This window comes from Dapis purpurea BLCC-M126 (genome assembly GCF_050015975.1).
In the GTDB taxonomy this organism is placed as follows: Bacteria; Cyanobacteriota; Cyanobacteriia; order Cyanobacteriales; family Microcoleaceae; genus Trichodesmium.
This window is the reverse complement of record NZ_JBNHER010000309.1, coordinates 42,713-67,000: the sequence shown is the minus strand read 5'-3', so window position 1 is coordinate 67,000 and position 24,288 is coordinate 42,713. Positions and strand designations below refer to the sequence as shown.

Genomic DNA, 24,288 nt, shown 5'->3' with positions numbered 1-24,288 from the left:
GTTTTAACCAGAGGTAATTATCAATTATCCATTATCAATTATCAATTAATGAATGGTTCTTTTTAAACTATTTCTCAGCTTATGTTTTGGCTAATTTCTAAAACTAGACATCTGCGGCAACTTAGTATTTGCCTAGGTATTACGAGGGTTTAAGATTAATTATTAGAGATATCTGCTAAGTATTTCCAAAATGTAGACTTTATAAATTAAATATCTGAAACATAACAGAATCACTCTTCACAAAATAGTTATAGCAGAAGTTTGATTATTTTCGGGTCTAATGGCAAAAGGTAAAAAAAAAGCTATTCTCCTTATAATATAAGATTGGAAGAAACTGGCTGAAATTACTTTATGACCCTAAAACTGTACAATTCACTGACTAGTCAAGAAGAAAACTTTGAATCCCTAGAACCAGGCAAAATCAAAATGTATACTTGTGGTGTTACAGTATACGACTATTGCCACTTAGGTCATGCCCGTTCTTATATTGTATGGGATACAATCCGCCGATATCTAATGTGGCAGGGTTATCAGGTACGCTATGTGCAAAATTTTACTGATATAGATGATAAAATTCTCAATCGGGCTAGAGAAACAGGAAGTTCGATGGAGGTGGTGGCCGAACGTTTCACTGAGGAATACTTTAAGGATATGAAGCGCTTAAATATTTTAGAAGCAGACGAATATCCTCGGGCCACTCAGACAATAGATGGGATTAAACAGTTAATCCAGGATTTAGAAAAAAAGGGTTTTGCTTACCCTTCTGGAGGGGATGTTTATTATCAGGTGCGGAAATTTTCAGAATATGGGAAACTTTCAGGCCGTCGTTTGGAAGAAATGCAAGCTGGCGCAAGTGGTAGAGTAGAGTCAGAAGATTTAGAGACTGCTAAAAAGAAAGATCCATTTGATTTTGCCTTATGGAAAGCAGCAAAAACTGGGGAACCTGCATGGGAGTCTCCCTGGGGCCAAGGAAGGCCAGGTTGGCATATTGAATGTTCGGCAATGGTAAGAGATTGTTTGGGGGAAACTATAGATATTCATACTGGGGGAGCAGACTTAATTTTTCCTCACCATGAAAATGAAATTGCTCAGTCGGAAGCTGCTACGGGAAAACCTTATGTAAGATATTGGCTCCATAATGGCTTTGTGACTATTAATGGAGAAAAAATGTCAAAGTCATTGGGAAATTTTACCACAATTCGGGATTTATTGGATCGACCTGTAGACCCAATGGCTGTAAGAATGTTTGTTTTAACTGCTCAATATCGGAAACCTATTGATTTTACTGAAGAGGCGATCGCTTCTGCTGAAAATGGTTGGAATACGATTAAGGAGGGTATATTATTTCCCCAGCAACATGGTTCTAAATTAGGATGGGAAATGCCAGAAAAAATCTTATCTGAACAGACAAAGTTATTGACTTTTCAGGTAGAAAAATTTCAGAAAGCAATGGATGATGATATTAACACTCCAGGTGCTTTAGCTGTTTTATTTGAATTAGCGAAAGAGTTACGTCGAGAGGGTAATATTCTAGTACATGAAGGTCAAACTAAAACATCTTTAGAAGATCTACAAAAACAATGGGTAACTCTGGTAAAGTTGTCACAAGTATTAGGTTTAGAGGTTCAAATAGATGAACAAATTAGAAGTGAATCTGGAGGTTTAAGTGATGATGAAATTGAGTCTTTAATTCAGCAACGTTTAGAGGCAAAAAAAGCCAAAAATTATGCTGAAGCAGACAGCATTAGAAACGAACTGCAAAATCAAGGCATTAAACTAATAGATCAACCAGGTGGCATAACACATTGGCATCGGAATTAAGGAGATATTGGGTTTAATAGTACAGGTAGGGAATAGGGAACATTAAAGATACTACTATTATCTCTTTTTAGGGGAAAGGTATTTACAACCCACCTGATTTTTTCTGAGAAAATAACTGATTTTCAACCATTACCAGTTTAAGATGATAACAGTCTTGGGGTTAATCAGTTTATTAATTGATAATAGATAATTACCTCTGGTTAAAATCAATAGGATTGAAGATAAGTAAATCTGCTTTCTTGTTTTATCCTTAAAATAGAAGGCTTTAAACTGAATTGATTAATTCTCAATTATCCATTGGTAAAAAGTTTTATGACTTGAGTGAATAGGCAATACAAATTAGTATTAAACTCTAACTCACCATCCGGGAAAGTTCCTGTGACTTCCCGGGAAAACTTCTTGTGATTAATAGACAAATTTTACAAGTTTATTGCTGATGATTAATTTTTTTTTCTTGAGTGCTTGCTTAATATATAGCAATCTGCGCATGAGTCGTGACAGTTTTAATAATAGTTAATTTTATCCCTTAACCTTGAAAATTATGACTCCTGTAGGTGCGATTTCCGTTTGTCATGCTCCTAATTGTGCGTTTGCGATAGAATTCGGAACGAAATCGCTCCTATAAGCAAAATATTACAACCTTGCCGAGGATTTCTATACCTGATTAGTATAAATTTTTTTTGGGAAAAACTGTCATAATATCATCCATGAAAAAATGATTTTACGAATAATAAAGATCGGGATAGTTAAAATATTTTGCAACATAATGTTGCCAAGAACTAAAAGTAAAAGGAAATATTTACCCTAAAAAATGAGATTTAAACTATTTATTCTGACTCCTGACTCCTGAAAACTAGAAATCTCCTACCTATTTGTAGCAAACATTTATTAAATTGGTATAATTTTATTTTATAGTTTTTATGGAAAAAAATCTGTGCAAAGCTAATATAGGAGAGGATTTTAAAACAATCCTACATCAGTTAGCTGAGAAACATATTATAAAGGTTAGCAAATAAATGAATGACGATAATTTGAGTAAAAAGATACTACTAACTTTTATATGGGGAAGAATTTATTAGTAATTTTAATTTCAAGCTCTCTGATTCTAATTCAGATATTTCTCATACTTGAAAACTCTACAAATTCATCTATATTTCATCAAGTTTATAACCACTATAACAATCAGGAATTATATGTGAAAATTTGACTATTCCTTAAAAGTCTAGAAAATAATATCTAGTTTTTTTGTTCTTCCCTATTCCCTAAAAATATACAATCTCTCACAATTCAAATAAAATTGATTATAGATGTATATATCAAACCTGCTAATATAAATTTTAACTTATAACTTATTCCAGTATTTCCTATGAAACCTGAACAAAGGATTTCTATTTCTGTATCTAACCTAGTATTAATTATTAGCAGTTTTTTACTACTGATTATTTTATGGCAAGTGCGAGGTCTCATCGTACTTTTGATGGTTGCGGTAGTTTTAGCTGCATCAATTTCACCATTAGTAAATTTAACAGAAAGAATTAGATTACCTCGTTGGTTAGGGGTAATTATCGTCTATTTAACTCTCATTTGTGGATTGATCGGTGTAATATTAACTATTGGTCCGCCAGTTTTCGAGCAAATTGAAAGACTTTTACGTCAGTTACCATTATTTTCTGAGAGTATTAGCGATAATTTTGAAGATTTTGTTAGTTCCTTAATTCAAAATCCCCCTGATTGGATTAATCAACTTTTTGATACTAAGTCTGTCACAAGTTGGGTAATTCGTTCTAGTCAACAATTATTACTACGTTCTTATAGTTTAACTAAAGGTGTATTGGGAGGCGTAGTTAGTTTAATATTGGCTTTATTTATTTCAGGTTATATGGTATCTGATAGTAAAACTTTAATTACCAGTATAGTAAAGCTTTTTCCTCAACCTTGGGATAAACGTCTAGAACATCAAGTTCTTCCTGTTACTCAAAGAATGGGAGGTTATATTAGAGGCAGAATTATAGTTTCTGCTATTTTAGGTGTAGCAACAACCACTGGTTTAGGATTTTTAGGATTGCAAGATTTTTCCCTAGGTTTAGGAGCAATAGCTGCTGTGACAAACCTGATTCCTTTTATAGGTCCAATTCTCGGTGCAATTCCAGCCCTAATTGTTGCTATTGCTAAGGGGGGATGGTTGTTTTTATGGGTAATAATTTTGTACTATATTATCCAAAATGTGGAGACTTATGTACTCGATCCTTTATTGGTAGGTTCTTCAGTTGGGGTACATCCTTTGTATCAATTACTATCAGTTTTAGTAGGGATTCAGTTATTAGGAATTATTGGTGCTTTGATTGTTCCACCTTGGTTTGCTGGTAGTGCTGCTTTGGTAGAAAATTTATATTTAAAACCTAAGTTAGAAGCAGAAAAGATCCAATCGATAGTTACAAACAATGGAGATCATAATCCACCATCTTTAACCTCTTAATTTTTGATTTTATAGCTACTATAAATGAAGCGTGAAAGAATCAAAAATATAGATAAAAATCATGAAACTATTACCCCTATTACCTGTATCTTAATTGATTTTTAGGAAAATATTCTGACCTCTTTTGCCAAAAAATATTTCCGGTATTAGTTGTTTCAAAGAAATTTTCTACAAAACCAATATAGACTAAATTTAGGTCAAGAATCTGAAATTTCCCCCAAAATGTGAGGGAAGAATTCAGAAAAATAATAGTAAAACTATTGCTTATTGCCCATTTCTTGGCTTCACCTATAAGGCTGTTTTAGCAGTCCCTAAATGAGAAAATTTCTAACTCACTATAGCTAGTTTTCGGGTCTAAGTTTCTAGCAAATCTCCATGCTTTAGTTGTACCAATAACAATTTCAACAGTTGTATAAATAATACAACCATAATCTAGATGACCACCAATAGTTTTACCCTCTCCATTAGAAATGAGAATATGTAGATGAACACCACTACAAGCAACCGTTCCATTCAGAGAAATAATCTCAAATTTATCATACAAAATATTACTTCTTTCTTGGTTAGCAAATCAAATTGCAGCTTGCTTCAGAGTACCAATAGCTGTGGGGATAAAACCACACTTAACTTGATTGTCGATCGCCCAATCTTTAAGACTTTATTTTAAATCTAAATTGTGTTTCAACCTGACCGGATAAATTTTCATTAGACAAACTGATAAATATCAAATTTATATGATTAATCTGTGGATTTAGTCGTCATAAAATCAACCTATGCTAGTATGATTAACAAACTATATTTGGCAGCATAATCATCAGAAAATTTATCAAATCAGAAAATTATCAATCCAGATATTTTAAGTCTCAAAAATAATATGATCTAAAAATAGCAAAGATTGACTAGAATATGGTATAGAAATTATTTTTCCCTATGATAATTATGTATAATTATAAATTGATTAAGAACCATAAACACCACTTACCACTTGGCACTCTTTCCAGAAAGATAAAAGAGTATGACTGTGTTAGAGAAAATTTATATTAAGGATGAAATCCCAAAATTATCTCACTAAAAGGTAGAACAATGGTTAAGATTCTCTTAGTTGAAGACAATGAGATGAACCGGGATATGTTGTCTAGGCGTCTCATTCGTAAAAAATTTGAAGTAGTTATTGCTGTGGATGGTGCTGAGGGTGTGGATATGTCTATATCAGAAGCTCCAGATATAATTCTAATGGATATGAGTTTGCCCATACTAGACGGTTGGCAAGCAACTCAGAAGATTAAAGCTGACCCCCAAACCAAAAATATTCCAGTAATAGCAATGACAGCTCATGCTATGGCAGGAGACCGAGAAAAATGTTTAGATGCTGGATGTGACGACTATGATACAAAACCAGTAGAATTTGCCAGACTATTAGACAAGATCAAAAATCTTATAGGTAAAGAGCCAACGAAATGAAACATGACCATGGCAATGTGCTGGTTGTAGATGATAATCAAGTCAACCGTGACCTTTTGGCTAGGCGAGTCAAAAGGCAAGGCCATGTGATAAGTTCTGCGTCTGATGGGTTTCAAGCCTTAGAAATGATGAAAACTGAACCATTTGATTTGGTACTACTAGATATTATGATGCCACAAATGAATGGTTATCAAGTCCTCGAAACCCTGAAAGCTGACCCTAAATTACGCCATATCCCAGTAATAATGATTTCTGCAGTGGACGACATTGATAGTATAGTCCGTTGCATCGAATTGGGAGCGGAAGATTATTTGTCTAAACCCTTTAATCCAGTATTACTCAAAGCAAGAATTAACGCTTGTCTAGAAAAGAAAAGACTTCGGGATCAAGAACAAGCTTATTTAAAGCGACTAGCTGAGGAACAAGAAAAGTCAGAAAGCTTACTATTAAATATTTTACCAGCACCAATTGCTCAACGGTTAAAACAGGGAGAAAAAACTATAGCTGATAGTTTTAATGAAGTAACTGTTTTATTTGCTGATTTAGTTGGGTTTACAAAAATTTCGGCTAATTTATCTCCCGCTGAACTGGTAGAATTACTAAACATGATTTTCTCTAGGTTTGATGAGTTGGCAGAAAAATATGGACTTGAGAAAATAAAAACTATTGGTGATGCTTACATGATTGTAGGTGGACTACCAACCCCGAGGGAGGATCATGCAGAGGCGATCGCGGAAATGGCCTTAGATATGTTAAATCAAGTCAAGGAATTTTCTCAAAAGCAGGGTAAACCTTTACAAATTCGCATTGGTATTAATACAGGAGCAGTAGAAGCAGGAGTTATTGGGACGAAAAAATTTGCTTATGACTTGTGGGGAGATACAGTAAATACAGCTCATCGTATGGAATCTCATGGCATTCCTGGTGTTATTCAAGTAACTGAGGATACTTATAATTGTCTAGCTAATAAGTATACATTTCAGGAACGAGGGATGATTGAGATTAAAGGAAAGGGTAGCATGAGAACTTATTTACTTGTACGTAGAAAAGAGTGAATTGAGAATTGAGAATTGAGAATTGAGAATTTTAGAAGTAATCCCTGACTGAGTTTGAAAACTCAAAACTCAGAAGTAGTTCCTGACTTTAGTTTGAGTAGTTTACAAGTTCTAAAGTCTAATTAGAGCACTACAAAAAAGTTTTATAACATTAATACAATCTAAATCTTTTACAACCAATAATTTTTACTCGATCTGAATGCTGAATGCTTGAAGCTATACTATAAAATTAAAAAGTAAATCTAGACAACCAGCAACGAAAAAATGTTATCGACTACAGAATTACTTATCGCTACTAAATGGTTTGGTATTGCTACAATTGGATTTTTTATTTTGACAACTCTCGGCTTTATTTTGAAATGGGGATTTAGATTTAGGTTGGTGGGAGTAACAGGTTTTATGGGAGTCTTAACTGCTGGTTTATTTGGCTTAAGTTTAGGATTATTTAACCGCATAGAAATTCCCGGTTCGGTTCCATATACATTAGTTTATGATAATGGCGGAACTCAAACAGTAATAGCTGTTTCTCCGACAATTACAGAATCAGAATTAACAGCAACAATAGAGCAAGCTGCAGGAGATTTATTTTCACTAGGTCGTTTAGGTGGAGAAAATCAATTAACTATTAGAGTTAGAACTATTATTCATCCAGAAAAAGGTGTTTCTGAACCTCTTTATTTAGGGGAAGTTAAACGTTCTTTATCTCAACGGGAAGATGAAAATCTGGATATTAAAATATTTCCAGAAACTTTAGCAAAGTTGGAAAGTTATCAGAGTCAAAATTTGGAAAGTTAAGTTCATTAATTGATAATGGATAATTGATAATTACCGAAAAAATAAGTTTTAAAGACTCTCCTTTAAAGGATAAAAAAGGAAAAAAATCCTTTTAAGCAATCCTATCCGTTTTCATTAGATGTAATTATTAAGTATTAATTATTAAACTACCTCTGCTTAAAACTGTAAAGGAATTGAATATAAGGAAATATTATTTCTTTTTTTTCTTAAAAGGAGAGGCTTTAAACCAGAATTATTTAATTATTAATTATTAATTATTCGGTAAAAATTTAGAGAGATATTTGAATGGTAAGGTAGGAGAAAAATTTAAACTAATACAACCATTCAATGATTAATGATAGAGAATTTTTGCTAGGTGCAGCATTCTACAGACTAATTAATTTTGGGGAGAAAGTTACTATTACTCATCTCCCCAATTTGCATTCTGCGCTATATTTTGTAGAAACAAAAAGCACTAAATCGGTTATTCTATTTAAAATTTCAACAAAACCTAAATCTTCATGGTCTTTCTCTTTTAGCAATGGAGAAGAGTTAGCTTTAAATATCTTACATAAGGAATATTTCGGTGTATCAGTATTTATTGTTTTAGTATGTCATAAAGATGGTATTTGCTGTCTGCGGGAAGATTTGCTTTGGAGTATATTAGACACAGATGCCAAACTTAGTAGTCAGCATATATCAGTGTCAAGACAACTTCGTGGAAGCTATCATGTAACTGGGCTGGGTAAACAAAAGATGCAGCAAACTGTTCCTCAAAACAACTGGCCTAGTATAATTTTATTAAGTAAAAAGAATGGTTATGAATAAAATTTTAATCAATACTGATGGATATTGTATCGGTAAAATTGTGGAAAGGGAGACAAAAAAAATAGGAGAAAAAGCAGCACAACAATTAAAGAAAACTGCTCTAGAAATTGTACAAAATTGTGTTGATGTATATACTAAAAATTTTGGTGAAGGAGATGTTGGTGCAACAGGTACAGGAACTGTTAGTAATTCTAAGAAAGGTCAAACAGTTTATGGTACTAATGGATTAATTTATGGTAGGGTTCAAAGCGGAAAAACAATTACAACAATTGCAACATTAGCGATCGCTCAAGATAATGGTTTTAGATGTTTTATTGTATTAACATCTGACAATACTTGGTTGGGAAAACAAACTGCTAGTCGCTTCAATAATCTACTCAAAAAAGGAGGACCTGTAGTTTTTGATTGGGAAGATTGGAAAAAACACCCACAAGATTTTGCTGAGAGTAAATTTAGTCCCTATATAAAGGATACTGGTGTTGTTTTAGTATCTACAAAAAATTCTAAAAATCTAGACAATTTGCTTCAGGTTTTAAACTTGTCTAAAGATAGTAATGTTCCTACTCTAATATTTGATGATGAAGCTGACAATGCTAGTTTAAATACTAATGAGGCAAAGCAAGCTAAAAAGGGAAAAAATATAGTTTCAGATAGTACAATTTTTGATAAGATTGGCAAAATTAGAAGAGAAGTAGCAAATCATATTTACTTGCAAATTACGGCTACTCCTCAAAGTTTATTACTTCAAAGTTTAGGGCATCCTTGCAGTCCGGTTTTTTGTGCTGCACTTCCGAAACCGGGTGATAGTTATATGGGGGGAGATTTATTCTTTAGGAAAAATAGCTCTTATTGTTGCACTGTTGATTCTGAAGAAATAAATCAATTGAAAAAACAGGAAGGGAATATTAATCCTGGAAATAATTGGAATATTCCACCGGGTTTAAGATTAGCTTTGTGCTGTTTTTTTCTAGGTTCAATGTATAAAATGCAGTCAGGAGACGAAGATGCAATATATTCTTTTCTGGCTCATATTTGCTATAAGCAAGATAATCATAGTAACCTAGAAAAAATTATCAACAACTTCGTGATAGAACTTGACAAAGCAATTCGAGAAAAATCATCTGCTACTAAGCACAAAGAAGCACAAAAGTGGTTAAATGAAGCCTATAAAGAATTGAGTAAAACTGCTAATTTACCGCCTATAGAAAATCTCATAGAAGAGCTTAGACATCAAGTAAAAAGTACATTAGCAAAAGTTATTAATGCTAATAATCCAGATAAACAACCAAATTACGATCCAGGTATGAATATTCTTATTGGTGGTAATAGATTGGGGAGGGGTGTAACTATAGAGGGATTAATGATAACTTACTACGGACGTGATGCGAAACAAAAAATAATGGATACCGTTCATCAGCACGCAAGAATGTATGGATATCGTCAACAACTTAAGGATGTAACGAGGCTATTTTTACCCGAACATATACTAGAAGATTTTGGTTCTATCCATGAAGCAGATGAAGGAATGCGTCAGGCAATTGGAGAAGATCCAAGTAATATTAAAGTTAAGCCTGTTTGGGTTGGGAAAACACTAAAACCAACTCGTTCTAATGTGCTTAATCCTAAAGAAATAGTTGCTTTTACACCAGGTTCTGCAATCTTTCCACGAGACCCATTTTGGAAAGCTTCAGAAGTTAGGAAAAATACAGAAAATTTGGATAAATTACTAGATAAATATAAAGGTGATGAAGAATATTATGAGGTAGAGATAGATTTTTTGGCAGAAATTCTTAAATATATGCCTAGCCGTGAATGTGAAGGATCTTCTTGGGAAGATAGACGCATTCAAGAAGTTTTAGAACAAATGAAAGTAGAGGGTATAAAAAAGGGAAGACTGAATATCCGTCGAGGCAGAAAAGGTTTAGGACTTGACTTGTCAAATAAACCTAGACCTTGGCAAGGTTCGGGTTTTTCACAAAGTAAATGGATAAGTAAACCTAGAGAACAATACACAGAGATTCCGACACTTTTGGTAATGTATGAAAAAGGTGAAAAGAAAAAAGATTGGGATAACGAACCACTTTATCTTCCTACTTTAATTTTGCCTAAGCATAAGTTTGTTTTCATGTTTAATTCTTCCCAAGTATTTGAAGAATTTGAAGATGAATTAGACTGGCAAACAGAGGAAATAAATGAACAAGAATGGCTGTACGCAGCAGCTACAAATCCAGTATTTGATTTTCTGAAAGACCCGGAAGAAGATATATATACATTAAAAGATGGCAAACCCTTCACCTACTAAAGGCAAAATAGTTTTAGTACCTTTTCCTTTTGATGATTTATCATCAACTAAGGTGCGTCCTGCTGTTTGCCTCACTAATCCAGTGGGGCAATATAATCATATTATTCTAGCTTTTATCACAAGTAAAGTTCCTACTAAATTTCTAGAAACTCATATTTTATTAGATACTAATCATCCAGATTTTACTCTTTCTGGTTTGCGTAAATCTTCTGTGATTAAATTAGATGTTATGATTACTCTTCGTACTTCTTTGATTCGGCGAGAGATTGGTAAATTATCATCAAATACACAAACTGAAATTGCTGAGAAGCTTTATAAATTTCTGACTGAATAATGGTTATAATACTTATTAACTTCCTTAGATATCTAAAATTGACGAAAAGAAACTCAGCAATAAACTATCAAGCATAACACAAATAGGTTGCGGTATAAATTCTCTAACTCATTCATAGATTATTTCTGACTTCTCACTTCTAGAAAAGCGATCGCCACACAGAAAACTTACCCTCACATTTATCGACAATTAAGTAGGTTGGTATCAAGAATTTACTTGTAAAAACTTTTATAATACAGAACTTACGCAAAGGTACTATATATAGAGTTCAAAAACTATAACGTTATAGTTTTTAGCGCTACATACATGGTCTCTGCGTAAGTCCTATAATAGTTAATTTTAACGGAAGACCTTTAAAATTCTGTACCTCGCCAATCCCACAGCTCTCCTACCTAACTCCTAACTCCTGATTCCTAAACAAAATCAAAAATGTAAACTTGCCTATACTTAATACTGAATTTAGGTAGAATGCAGTTTACCATAAACTTAATATATTTAACCCCACCTAATAAGCAAAAAATTAAATAAAACTCGCGATAAATAACATTATATTGTCATTATGTCAACTATTAGTCTTTGTGAACCTAAATATCTAGAACTCAAAAACCGTCTTACCCAAATACAAGACTTAGAAGTCGCCGCCTGCGTACTAAATTGGGACCAAACCACCTATATGCCCACTGGAGGAACTTATGCCAGAGGCCGACAAATAGCTACCCTCAAAGAATTTGCCCATGAAAAATTTACCCACCCAACCATAGGTCAACTCCTCGAAGACCTCCGCCCCTACGAAAAAAGCCTCCCCTACGATTCCACCGAAGCCAGTCTAATCCGCGTTACTCGCCGAGACTATGAACGTGCCATCCGAGTCCCCTCAGAATTTATGGCCAAATTCTGTCAACATCAAGCTGTATCTTATGAAACCTGGGTTAAAGCCAAATCACTCAAAGATTTCTCCCTAGTACAACCGTACTTAGAAAAAACATTAGATCTGAGCCAAGAATTAGCTAGCTTTTTTCCCTACAAACATATTGCCGATCCCCTCATCGACTTTGTAGATGAAGGGATGACAGTCTCCATCCTCCGCCCTCTATTTAACGAGCTGCGCCAAAAATTAGTACCTATTGTTGAAGCTATTACCTCAGCCCTACCCATAGAAGACTCTTGTCTGTACCAACATTATCCAAAAGAACAACAACTAAAGTTTGGGCATACTGTTATTGAACGTATTGGGTTTGACTTTCAACGGGGGCGACAAGATGAAACACCTCATCCCTTTACCTCTAGCTTTTCTATTGGAGATGTTCGTATTACCACCCGTGTGTATGAAGATAACTTTACTGAAGCCCTATTTAGTACCATCCATGAAGTAGGCCATGCTCTCTATGAACAAGGAATTGCTCTGGAATTAGAGGGCACTCCCCTTGCTGAAGGAAGTTCTAGTGGTATCCATGAAAGCCAATCCAGATTATGGGAAAATATAGTGGGTCGTAGTCGTGGATTTTGGGAATGTTTTTATGCCCAACTACAGGGGATTTTCCTCAAACAACTTAGTCCTATTTCTGTTTCCGAATTTTATCGGGCTATTAATAAGGTGGCTAAGTCGCCCATTCGTACTGATGCTGATGAGGTGACATACAATCTTCATGTGATGATTAGATTTGATTTAGAGTTGGCTATGTTAGAGGGGAAGTTATCTATTCGAGACCTTCCCGAAGCCTGGAATGAACGTTATAAAACAGATTTAGGTATTTTTCCTGCCAATGATAGTGAAGGGGTAATGCAAGATGTACATTGGTATGGAGACATGGTTGGCGGAATGTTTCAAGGCTATACTCTAGGGAACTTAATAGCCGCTCAAATTTATGAAGCTTCAGTTAAATTTGACCCTGAAATTAGTTTTGGTATTGAACGAGGTAATTTTACTCTTCTGCATAAATGGTTGAAACATAATATTTATCAACATGGTCGTAAGTATACCGCAAATGAACTAATTAATCGGGTAACAGGCAAACCTCTAAGTATTGACCCGTTTATTCGTTACATTCAAGATAAATATAGCAATATATATGATCTTAAACTTCCAATTATTGCTTGAATAAAACTTACATTCCGCACTTCAAAATGTAGTATTAAGTGGAAGTAGTCAATAGTCAATTTATTGCTTGAATAAAACTTACATTCCGCACTTCAAAATGTAGTATTAAGTGGAAGTAGTCAATAGTCAATAGGGAATGATTATAGCTAATTAGGGTTTGCTGAAAAAGTCTTGTGGGTGAGGGTAGGAGTCAGGAGACAACCCACCCCTAACCCAACCCACCCCCGCCCCTCCCAGGAGGGGAACTGGGAGGGGAAGACAGAAGACAGGAGGAGTAAGGAATTTAGAGAAGGCAGTCGGAAGAATTATCCCTCAATTTCTCTGTCCAAATCTTGCTGTTAATACTAACTTTTTCGGGCTTTTCAACCTAAAGCGAGAGCACTTTTTCCAGACTTAAAAATGCCAAAAGCTTTATCTGTAAACACTTTCATTCTTTTTCAGTAAACCCTAATTATCTGACTCCATCAAGTATTTATGCTTGGTGTTTGACTCAACAGAAAGGTCAATGAATAGGATCTATACAGTATAAATCTTACCAATCTCCCGATTTTTATACTACTTTCAATGCTACAACTTGACGTGCGGAATATGGGATAAAAAGTTTGTTCAAAATAGGGAATAAAGCTGAGATTAATATTTTTGCTATAATATTTTTGCTGATTACTGATTTAATAATTCAAGATTTTGTGGAAGTAGAAATAAGCTAAGACCAATTTAAAATGTGTCTTAGCAAGTTATAAATCAGAAGTCAGAAGTCGGAAGTAATAACTGTTTTTATTTTAAAGAGACACACAACAAATAAGTGGTATAAATGCAAAACAGCTTACTTTAATTGGTAACAAACAGAGATATTATACCACCTAAATTGCAGACTCAAGGAAAAGCCTACCAAGATAGAAAATAGAAAATCTAACTATAGAAAATATCACTGAGTAGTCAGTAAACAAATCATAAATAATTTAGCCTTGATACTTAAAATTGAGTCATTTTAATTGTGCTTAAAAAATTATTATACTGCCCGTTTTAACGAACTCAGAAGTAAAAAGTCAGAAGAAAAAAATTGTTTTTGTAACGGAGAGTTTGAGCAACCCTTCAAAAACATTTTGTCTGAAAAGGCAGGGGTTGCATGACTGACTCTTATTTTGATTAATATTTGCTACAAATAGGGAATCCTGATAATAATTACTCCCTATTTATACCGTTTCACGGAAGTCATGCATCGAGTGGGTAATTCTGAGGTTCCCTCAAAATGTAAGACGTATTCAAAACAGTTAAAAGTTACAAGTAAGTTTTTATCAAATAAAAACTTTGACTCTAGAGTAATTTCAAAGAATTATTTCACATCTAAAATTTGAAAAAATTCAACCAATATTCTTATTTTTAATAAGTAAGTGAGCATAAATAAACTACATTGCATTGCACTAATTTCAAGGCTTTCGATGAAGCTAGCCCCTACAATTTTTTCAATATTTAATTATACCTACCTACTTAAGAAGTAATTATTAATTGTTAATTATTAATTATTGAAGATAAATCTCTATTCTCTGTTAACAGTTAAGGTGTTCCCAATAAATCCTGTTTGATAAAATTATCAGTTGGTATGATATACCTAGGGGGTGATAACAAGTAAGTATTTAATTACTCATTCCGGATAATCAGATTAACTCAAGTAATTAACAATAACTAAATCTACAAAAAAATATACAAAAAGTTTCATATATAATATTTATAGGCTGAGATATAAACTAGGATTAATGACAACAGGGAATAATAGAAAATGTCTCAAGATATTTTTCCTGGTTATGAGAAATTAGTATTCTGTTTCATATATCATTGAAAACCTATAGAAGATGATAATATTAACTATATAGCTATAGTGGGTTTTTAACCTTAACTAATTGTAGCTAAAGTCTGAATTGCAAAAGTCAGGAAAGTTATTTGATGAAGAATCAGGGTTTTCAGCCAAAAACAGTAATCATCACAACAAAATTATTATGATGCGTGTCCCTACTATTACTACTCTATTAAGTTTAGTCGCCCTGTTTAGTTTTACCCCCAACAGGGCAATTGCCTCTAATAAAACAGAATCTTTGACAACAGAAAAAGAAAGAAGCTTAATTCGTCAATTAAATTCCAATAATTCTATCTTTGGTCAACCAGATAGAATCAAAAGTAAATTGCCACAAAAACAAAAAAATCAAACTTTTCTGAGACCTTTTATTCCAGGAAATTCTAAATTTTCTGGTAAACCTACTCAACCTGAACTATTCTCTAAACCTTTCTATTCCGGTGTTCCCCAAAAACAAAAAAATCAAAAGAATATATCAGAGGGTTCTCGAGGTGCAGAAGTATGGGCAGTACAAAGACGTTTACAAGCTAGAGGTTTTGACCCAGGTGTTATAGATAGCGTGTTTGGTGCCCGTACCACAAAAGCAGTAAGAGCTTTTCAAAAGTCCGCGGGGTTTACTGTCACAGGTATTGTTGATGAGGCTACTTGGACAGCTTTAGCCCAACCATCATTTGCCTCTCGTCAAACAATTCAAAGAGAAAAATTACCAATCCCAAGGCAAAATCAAGTAGTTAAAGTAAACAAAATATTATCCAAAGGAGACAAGGGTTCTAAAGTCAAAACTTTACAAATTCGTCTGGAAAAAATGGGCTTTAATCCAGGGCCAATTGATGGAGTATTTGGAGTGAAAACTACAGGAGCAGTTAAAGAATTTCAAAAATCTCAAGGAATTAAGGTTGATGGGATAGTTAATCAAAAGACTTGGGCAGCTTTCAATCATAAGTAAGAGTCAATTTTACTAACTCATCCTTTTACTGTCTGATAATTGACTACCTATCAGACCATAATTCGAGCAAAAATATGTCAACTTTATGAAGAGCAATCAGCGATTTTTATATTTTTCGCTGATTGCTTTGTTGTATCTATGAATGTTAAGTATATTACAACTCAAAATATGATATACTTATATAGATATATTATCAGCTTTAACTTCAGAGCATCTATTCTACTAAATTCAATATTAAGACTTCTGTATGCTTAAATACTGGCAAAAAAAACTTTGAATAAAATTAAAAATTATCCTCTATATTGAATTTAAATACAGTCTTTATTCGAGTTATTAAGTAGATTCTTTTTTATTCTTTTATGTTAAGTTGTTAAAGTGTTTCCTAACACTTATAACTTTTTATTTTTTCAGTATAATAATTATTATATTCTACTTTTTAAACCTTAAGTATCTGTTATATTTATATCAAATATCCATCAATAATATGTTCCTCTAAAAAACGTAAGTATTCAGCTCTAAAAATCAACGAAAAATTTGGTAATTCAGTCTAGACAATTTGTATAATTTGATCGGTTAAAGTCTCAGTTTATTTCATGTCTTTGATTACCCATAATTTTAATTTTTTAGAGATTTCTTAATACTAATTCAAACTTTTCATCTCTATAATAGTTGACAACTGACGGCTAAATGCTGACTAAAAAACTAACTTAAATAAATTTCTCAGACCCGAATCCATGCGTCGAAAATATATTTTAGGGGTTATTTTATTCTTTCTGGCTCTAACATTAAGTATTTTACACGGGTCACTAATAAATACATATTATATAGATAATCATCAGCAACTAACTCAGATCAAAGAAGGTAAAGTCTGGAAAAATTATAAGTTTCAACCAGAAAAATCCATTTTTTCTCAATCTTCAGAAGAATATTTTATCAAACCCCAAAACTTCTATAATTATCAAACTGTTATTAACAGAAAAAATCAACCCAGATTTAATAATATATCAACCTCACAACCTCAGCCTACCTACGAAGCAATTGATATTTTGTGGCTCTTACTTTGCTCTGGATTAGTATTTCTAATGCAGCCTGGATTTATGTGTTTAGAATCCGGACTTACCAGGTCAAAAAATAGCATTAATGTTGCTATTAAAAATTTAACTGATTTTGGCATTTCAGTTGCCTGTTTTTGGGGTTTTGGCTTTGCCTTTATGTTTGGAGCTTCTTCTGCTGGATTAGTTGGCCATAGTAATTTCTTCCTAGCAACCGATCTGCAACCTTTTGACGCGGCCTTCTTTTTATTCCAAGCAATGTTCTGTGGCACAGCTACAACTATTGTTTCTGGTGCCGTAGCTGAACGGATGAAATTTTCTGCCTATCTATTTGTTGCCTCCGTAGTTTCAGGTTTTATTTATCCCATATTTGGTCATTGGGTCTGGAATGGAGTTGATGCAGGTGTATTAACAGGTTGGCTTGGACAACGTGGTTTTATTGACTTTGCAGGTTCAACTGTTGTTCATAGTATTGGTGGTTGGGTTTCTTTGGCAGCTTTATTAGTCATTGGGCCTCGTACTGGCAGATTTCCTCGGGATCGCCCACCAGAAAAAATTCATGGTTCTAACTTGCCCCTATCAGTTTTGGGAGCAATGCTAATTTGGTTTGGTTGGTTTGGGTTTAATGGTGGAAGTACCCTGGCATTAAATGGACAAGTGGCAGGGATTATTGTCAATACAGTTCTTGCCAGTGTAGCAGGAATGATGACTGCTCTTGGTATTGGTTGGTATATCAGAGGAATTCCTGGTGTTGAACTACTCATCAATGGAACTTTAGCAGGTCTAGTTGCCATTACAGCAGCTTGTCATGCGGTGACAGCTTTTTCTGCCATTGTCATTGGCATTGTTGGTGGGGTAGTTAGTATTTTGGTAGAGCAAGCTTTAGAAAAAATTCGTGTGGATGATGCTGTTGGAGCTATTCCAGTTCATCTTGGTGCAGGTATTTGGGGAACTTTAGCAGTAGCTTTATTTGGAAAGGCAGAGGTATTAGGTACTGGTCTTAGTTTAAGTCAACAATTTACAGTTCAATTATTAGGAGTTTGTGCAGCTTTTCTATTAGGATTTTGTGCTGTCTATGCAATTTTATTAATTACAAATAAGTTTTTTTTATTTCGAGTTTCTAGAGAAGATGAACATATTGGTTTAAATGTTTCTGAACATCATGCAAAAACAGAAATATTAGATTTATTTCGAGTAATGAATTCTCAAGCTCGCACAAAAGATTTAAGTTTACGAGTGCCTGTAGAACCTTTCACTTCAGTTGGTCAAATTGCTGAAAGATATAATCAAGTTATGGATGCTTTAGAGGAAGTTACTGCTAGAAATGATGCTATTATCAAAGTCGCTACAGATACAATTATTACTTTCACTAAACCAGGGCTAGAAATTATTAGTGTAAATCCTAGTGCCGAGACAACTTTTGGCTACAAAAGTCAAGATTTAGTAGGAATCCCTATTCATCAAATACTTGATTTTACTATTAATCCATTAACGATGGAAAAAATAGATAGTGATGATTTATTCAGGGAAGTAAAAGAATTAATAGTAGAACCATTAAAATTATGGCTTAACTCAGACTTAATATCCTCTCCGACTAAGGAAATTATAGATGCTTGTTATAGATTTGATTTTCAGGATATTAAACCTGAAAATTGGCAATCTTCTTTTCCTAGTTTTCTTCATTTAGTAGAGGAACATTTAGCAGATAGTCAAACAGAATCAGAGATTGAAAAAAAAATTAAGAAAAAAAAATATTATACAGAAATACTTATATCTAAAATTGCTGAGACTGGCAATCTATATGAGTTAGTTGGTATTCGTACTGATGGTTCCTTATTTCCCATGGAAATTGCTCTGAGGGAAGCTAAATTAAATCAAAAAAAATTCTACACCGGCACTTTTCGAGATATTTCTGAAAGAAAGGAATCAGAGGTAAAGCTTAAACAAAATGAACAAAGATTTCGGAGTTTATCTAGAGCAACTTTTGAAGGAATTATTATTCACGAACAAGGAGAAATTGTAGATGCAAATACCGCAGCTATTAAAATGTTTAAATATGAATTATCGGAAATAATTGGGATGAATGGATTGGAGTTAATTGATTCAAAATATAGAGATTTAGTATGGGAAAATCTGAGTTCTGGATATGAAAAACCCTATGAAGTATTTGGACTTAGAAAAGATGGTTCTACTTTTCCTATAGAAATAGAAGCCAAAGTATTTTTTTATCGTGGTAATCAACATAGAGTAAGTGCTATACGAGATATAACTGAGCGGAAACTAGCAGAAGCAGCTCTGCGAGAAAGCGAGGAAAAATTCAGAGCTGTTATGGAACAAGCAGCAGATGCTTTTATTATTCACGATCTGCAAGGAAAAATTATTGATGTAAATCAAAGCACCTGTCAAGGTTTAGGATATACTCGCGAAGAGTTATTGAATTTTTATGTAGATAATATTGAAGCAAGTTTTTTATCAGAAGAGATTTATAACAAGTGGCAAGAATTGACTTATGGTGTACCTATAACTGTGCAAGGAATTCATAAACGCAAAGATGGTAAAACTTTTCCAGTAGAGATACGTCTCGGTTTGTTAAAAGCAGGCAATGGTAACTTAATTTTGGCTCTTTGTCGTGATATAACTGAAAGGAAAAAAGCAGAACAAGCTTTACTTTTGGAACAGGAAAAGTCAGAGAAATTATTGTTAAATATTCTGCCTAAACCTATCGCTGATAAATTGAAAGAAAATCAAGAGACAATTGCAGAAGGGTTTGCCGAAGTTACAGTTTTATTTGCAGATTTAGTTGGGTTTACCGAGTTGGCAAGTTGTGCTCATCCTCAGAAATTAGTTTATTGGTTAAATGAGATTTTTTCTAGGTTTGATTTATTAGCAGAAAAGTATGGTTTGGAAAAAATTAAAACTATTGGAGATGCTTATATGGTTGTGGGTGGGTTGCCCAAACCAATGGAAAATCATGCTGAGGCGATCGCTCTTATGGCTATAGATATGCTGGAGGAAGTCGCCCATTTTGCTAGTGAACATCAACGAGATTTTCGTATCCGGATTGGTATTAATACTGGCCCAGTAGTGGCTGGTGTGATTGGACGTAAAAAATTTATATACGATCTATGGGGTGATACTGTAAATATTGCTAGTCGTATGGAATCTCATGGTATACCAGGAGTCATCCAAGTTACAGAGACAACTTATCAGATATTGCAGCACAAATTTTTGTTTGCAGAACGGGGACTTATTGATATAAAAGGTAAGGGGCAGATGAAGGCTTATATTTTGGAGGGTAGTAATGGAGTGGGGGAGTGAGGGAGTGGGTGAGTAGGGGAGTAATTTTTTAACCCTATGTCTGCCAAAAATACTAACTTTTTGAGCGTTTTAGATTGAAAATCTGGCACTTTTTTCAAACCCAAATAAGGTACTTGCCTTTATTGTTAATGCTTTGAGATTTAGTGAGCAAGCCCTATATAATAAAAAACTATGAGTAAATGGAAAAAATTTTGATTTGTGTGTTATATTGAAATTATGCGGATGTGGCGGAATTGGTAGACGCGCTAGATTTAGGTTCTAGTTTCTTCGGAAGTGGGGGTTCAAGTCCCTTCATCCGCATTATGGAAAAATATCATAGGACTTAAGGTAAGATAATGTAGAGTATTTTTCCTTCAGTTCTTATATTAAACCTACGGGAAAGGTAGGAGAAAGCGAATAATAGCAAATCTTCAAAGTTTTGCTATGTATCCTTGGACATGGATACAAGTGGGAGATGGAGCATTGAGCAGGACAAACCCATAACCCACATTTCGCACTTCAATTTATATGACAAAAGGTTACATAAAACTTATCTATTGCGCGGATTACTATATATTAAATCTATAACCTAATCACCTACTCTTTAGAAGAATGAAGGCTAATAAGGGCTACCTAATGAATTCTCAAAGCATTTATAGGTAAATACTTGAGCTTTTTTTGATTCCTATTGTTATGGGAAGTGAGGTTTTCAACTCTTAACGCTAAAAAAGTTAGTATTCTGGGCAAACTGGGCAAACTAAGGACAGAAAAATTAGTGAGCAATTCTTACTCCTATCTACTCTAAATTCCCTATTTCTCCTGACTCCTGACTCTCACTCCTACCACCTATACTTTATTAAACAAACCCTATATAGTTGTGTTTGGTGTCACAATATACAAACATTAATTATTAAGAATTAAGAGTTTATTCATTAGTGCATTAATTATAAATTTAGTTATAGCTGACACGCTCAGGAAGATTGAACGAAATAAGTATTACCAAATATCAAAGCACAATGAAAATTTTAGTAGCTACGGAAAATCAAACAAGCAAATTAGAAGAGTATTGTGAATCAATCGATTGAGGATTAGAAGGGGATTTTTAACTTTCTGGAACAATTGGAGCGATTATTAGATTAGTAGATATTTTACATGAAGCTAGGTTTGATATTTTTGATATTTGTTTAAACACTGATATTGAATATACTATACCCGCATGTCTCAAAAACTAATTTGAAAAACTGATTTGGATGTCAAAAATTGAGCTTTTTCAAAAATCAGATTGACTTTGAAGTTAACCTAGATAAAATTCAATCTTTATAATCAAAATTTTTCAGTATTACCTAATTTTAAAGAGTTGATTAACCCAGATTTGCACGACAACAAAGAGCGCTTATATTATCAGTCATTTCCATAACTATTTAGTTCCCAAGTTGAGTAAAAAAACTCAATTTGTATCTTGAATAGCTTTAATTCTAGAGTAAGCAATTGCAAAGATATCTTGATAGAGACAAGTAGTAGTTATCACGATTAAAATTAGTCTGAAACGAACAGTAATTCTAGATCCCAACTTGAGGAAATTCAGGCGAATTTTTCCCACCTTAGCCTTAGCAAAATAGGTTTTAGCTAAACAATACTTACGAAAAGCTTGGATTAAAACATAGACCATAGAAGATAAGCAAAGTCTTAATTGATTACTTTCAAATGTCTGTGTTGAAGTCCGGTCAGTAAATAAATCTAATTGTTGTTCTTTGAGCTGATTTTCCATTTCCCCTCTGGGACAATATTTATTTGTATAAAGTAAAGATGGTGCAATTTTTGATGCAGGTAAGGAGGTAAAAATATGACGCATTTTTAACCCTTCACTGCCATAACCAACTTTTGTGATAACTCTTCTTTGACGACTCCATGACTTCTCAATTTGATAATCTAAAGAGCGAAACCAAGTTAAATTGGGAATTAATTTTCTGACTATTTCTAGCTCTTCATTATTCAGAAAAAGACTGTCTATTAATTCAATAAGAGCTTCAAGTTTTTGTTCATGACTATTTTTAGCTTTTGTAATTAATTATGTTTCTCATAACTTTAATTTAGGATGAGTACTCAGAGCTATCACATAATTAACGCCCTCTTGTTGTTCACATAATTTGAATATTCTACATAAGATTAATTTGTATAATCACGAAAATATTGAGATAATTTTTTCGTTGTTTTTAGCTTTTTGTCTAACTTAAATATCAACAAAATTCCAGAATATAAAGTGATTTTATCTCTCTCAAGATTAGCAATTACTTTTCTTCCTTTAAGAGTAATTAACTTGATTACAGTACTGTTTTACTTATTCATGTTTTAATTGTTATGTTAACATTTGAATGTTTTTTATTATCAATAAAACTACAATTTTAAGTTGTTTTACTGTTTTTGATTAGCAACACAAATAGGTTGATTAATTTGACTGTTGATTCCCAACTAACTGATGATGATTTTATGGTTAACTCTAACTAAACAGTGTTGTTTTCTAGACAAGAGTGATCGCCATGCTCAAACCCAGAATTTATATAGCTTTCCAACTTAGAAATTACACTTTTTCTGATAAATGCGGGAATTAGTATTGAGATATTTTAGGAAATTAAAAATTACTGAAATATATCAGCAAAACTTCCTGATTCATTTTTATTACTACAATATGACTCCTTATCACTAAATTATTACTTAAAATGTGGGAGTATCGTTTAGTTTCAAGTTCACAGTTCCCAAATTTTAATTAGACAATCTACAATAATTTCAGCTAAATTAATAAATTGAACTTTTGAAAGGTAAAATAATCTATTGTCCCAAGCATTCTTTTGATTAGGACTGTGTTTTAGCTCAAATAAACTCTAGCAACTTAAATTAAATGATATTGAAAATTGCCGATAGTCAGAATAATTTTTTTTTGACTGGTGAAAGTTAGTAAAATATAATCTAAGTTAAGAAGCAAAAAAACTCTTGGATTTTGCCTTCCCCTTTCTGCCTTGTGATAACGATAATTTTTAATGCTTACCTACTTAAATATGATTGAGCAATTCAAGTATCATCTTAGAAATCTAATTACTTTAAGATACTTTAGTCCCATACTTTCTGGGAATTTATTTTTTATTTTTGGCTGTCAAAGAAGTGGTACAACTTTGTTACTATCTATTTTGAATGCACATCCCCAGATTACTTGTGTAGATGAAACAGAGTTTCCTAGTCCATATCCTTTTCCCTCTGCTCAAAGATTAGCTGTTAATAAAATAACTAATCATTATTTATGCTTTAAAATGCTAGAGCATTCCCATAAACTCTCTTTCTTAAAGAAATTTTATCCTCATGCCAAAATACTTTGGCCGATGAGAAACCCCCATAGCACTATTTCCTCAATGCTGAAGCTTGTTAATTCACAAGGAGATTGGATTGACCGATGTGTTATACAAGAAATAGAAAGACTTAAACCTTTTTTTGGTCAAGAGTTAGAAAATTGGAATTTACCTGAGTTATCTAAAATTGAGTTAGCTGCAATTTATTGGTTATATAAAAACCAATATCCAACTTGGCTGAAAAATAATGGATTTGAAGTTCTAGAGTTTAAATATGAAGAAGTAATCCAAAACCAAAAAGAAACATTAGGGAAAATTACTAATTTTTTGGAAATTGAATGGAGCGACGATCTACTAAATTTTTACCAAAAAAATCCCGGTAAGTCTTTGGCAGGAGGAACGAGAACTGATAGACCAATTAATACAACAAGGGCCAACAATTTACAGGCAGAATTAAATTCTGAAGATATACATAAAATTAATTTAATTTGTCAGCCTGTTATGCAGAAATATAGCTATATAAAGCTATAAAATTTTCAGGAAAATGATAGTTGGCTAGAAGTAGTAATATTATGTGGTCAATCCCTTTCACCATCGGGATATAAACATCAAAAATCGCTACTTGTCGATCGCTATCAGGAACAGTATTTACATATT

The 24,288-nt window shown here is 33.2% G+C and carries 13 protein-coding genes, 1 tRNA gene and 1 pseudogene; 13 read left to right on the top strand and 2 right to left on the bottom strand.

The features are described 5' to 3' along the window. Window positions 1-351 precede the first annotated feature (351 nt). Window positions 352-1,821 (top strand): cysteine--tRNA ligase, encoded by a 1,470-nt coding sequence (cysS, locus tag ACP6PL_RS28260; protein ID WP_426548665.1) that lies wholly within the window; start codon window positions 352-354, stop codon window positions 1,819-1,821. A 1,366-nt stretch (window positions 1,822-3,187) separates the two neighbouring features. Then, a complete protein-coding gene (locus ACP6PL_RS28255) occupies window positions 3,188-4,297 on the top strand; it encodes an AI-2E family transporter (RefSeq protein ID WP_426548664.1) in 1,110 nt (369 codons plus the stop codon). A gap of 301 nt (window positions 4,298-4,598) precedes the next feature. Here the strand turns inward: ACP6PL_RS28255 and ACP6PL_RS28250 are convergent, their stop codons facing one another. Beyond that, entirely contained in the window at window positions 4,599-4,841 is a 243-nt protein-coding gene (locus tag ACP6PL_RS28250) for a PPC domain-containing DNA-binding protein (protein ID WP_426548663.1), read from the bottom strand. Window positions 4,842-5,380: 539 nt separating this feature from the next. On the opposite strand from ACP6PL_RS28250, the gene ACP6PL_RS28245 reads away from it, so the two are divergent. The 10 genes from ACP6PL_RS28245 (at window position 5,381) to ACP6PL_RS28200 (ending at window position 20,614) form a co-directional block, all read left to right on the top strand. Further along, on the top strand, window positions 5,381-5,758 hold the full coding sequence (locus ACP6PL_RS28245; protein WP_426548662.1) for a response regulator: 378 nt from the start codon (window positions 5,381-5,383) through the stop codon (window positions 5,756-5,758). Continuing rightward, on the top strand, window positions 5,755-6,813 hold the full coding sequence (locus ACP6PL_RS28240) for an adenylate/guanylate cyclase domain-containing protein (protein WP_426548661.1): 1,059 nt from the start codon (window positions 5,755-5,757) through the stop codon (window positions 6,811-6,813). The genes ACP6PL_RS28245 and ACP6PL_RS28240 overlap by 4 nt, the downstream gene beginning before the upstream one ends. 264 nt (window positions 6,814-7,077) lie before the next feature. After that, window positions 7,078-7,608, top strand: coding sequence for a Ycf51 family protein (locus ACP6PL_RS28235; RefSeq protein ID WP_426548660.1), 531 nt, complete (start codon window positions 7,078-7,080; stop codon window positions 7,606-7,608). Between the two features lie 327 nt (window positions 7,609-7,935). After that, window positions 7,936-8,415 (top strand): hypothetical protein, encoded by a 480-nt coding sequence (locus tag ACP6PL_RS28230; RefSeq protein WP_426548659.1) that lies wholly within the window; start codon window positions 7,936-7,938, stop codon window positions 8,413-8,415. Beyond that, a complete protein-coding gene (locus ACP6PL_RS28225) occupies window positions 8,402-10,717 on the top strand; it encodes a Z1 domain-containing protein (protein ID WP_426548658.1) in 2,316 nt (771 codons plus the stop codon). Before ACP6PL_RS28230 ends, ACP6PL_RS28225 begins: the two co-directional genes overlap by 14 nt. Next, the gene (locus tag ACP6PL_RS28220; RefSeq protein WP_426548657.1) at window positions 10,695-11,051 is read left to right on the top strand and encodes a type II toxin-antitoxin system PemK/MazF family toxin; all 357 of its coding nucleotides are present in this window, start codon (window positions 10,695-10,697) and stop codon (window positions 11,049-11,051) included. The genes ACP6PL_RS28225 and ACP6PL_RS28220 overlap by 23 nt, the downstream gene beginning before the upstream one ends. Window positions 11,052-11,610: 559 nt before the next feature. Next, window positions 11,611-13,149: a carboxypeptidase M32 gene (locus ACP6PL_RS28215; protein ID WP_426548656.1), complete on the top strand. Its 1,539-nt coding sequence runs from the start codon at window positions 11,611-11,613 to the stop codon at window positions 13,147-13,149. 1,994 nt (window positions 13,150-15,143) lie between these two features. Next, window positions 15,144-15,944, top strand: coding sequence for a peptidoglycan-binding domain-containing protein (locus ACP6PL_RS28210; RefSeq protein ID WP_426548655.1), 801 nt, complete (start codon window positions 15,144-15,146; stop codon window positions 15,942-15,944). 734 nt (window positions 15,945-16,678) lie between these two features. After that, window positions 16,679-20,314 carry an ammonium transporter gene (gene amt / locus ACP6PL_RS28205; RefSeq protein WP_426548654.1) on the top strand — a complete coding sequence of 1,212 codons (3,636 nt, stop codon included), beginning with the start codon at window positions 16,679-16,681 and terminating at the stop codon, window positions 20,312-20,314. Window positions 20,315-20,532: 218 nt separating this feature from the next. Next, window positions 20,533-20,614: transfer RNA gene (locus ACP6PL_RS28200), tRNA-Leu, on the top strand. 1,126 nt (window positions 20,615-21,740) lie between these two features. Here the strand turns inward: ACP6PL_RS28200 and ACP6PL_RS28195 are convergent. After that, a pseudogene (locus ACP6PL_RS28195) lies at window positions 21,741-22,448 on the bottom strand (transposase); the annotation flags it as partial. 880 nt (window positions 22,449-23,328) lie between these two features. Between ACP6PL_RS28195 and ACP6PL_RS28190 the strand changes: the two are divergent. Further along, window positions 23,329-24,162 carry a sulfotransferase family protein gene (locus ACP6PL_RS28190; protein WP_426548653.1) on the top strand — a complete coding sequence of 278 codons (834 nt, stop codon included), beginning with the start codon at window positions 23,329-23,331 and terminating at the stop codon, window positions 24,160-24,162. The last annotated feature ends 126 nt before the right edge of the window (window positions 24,163-24,288 follow it).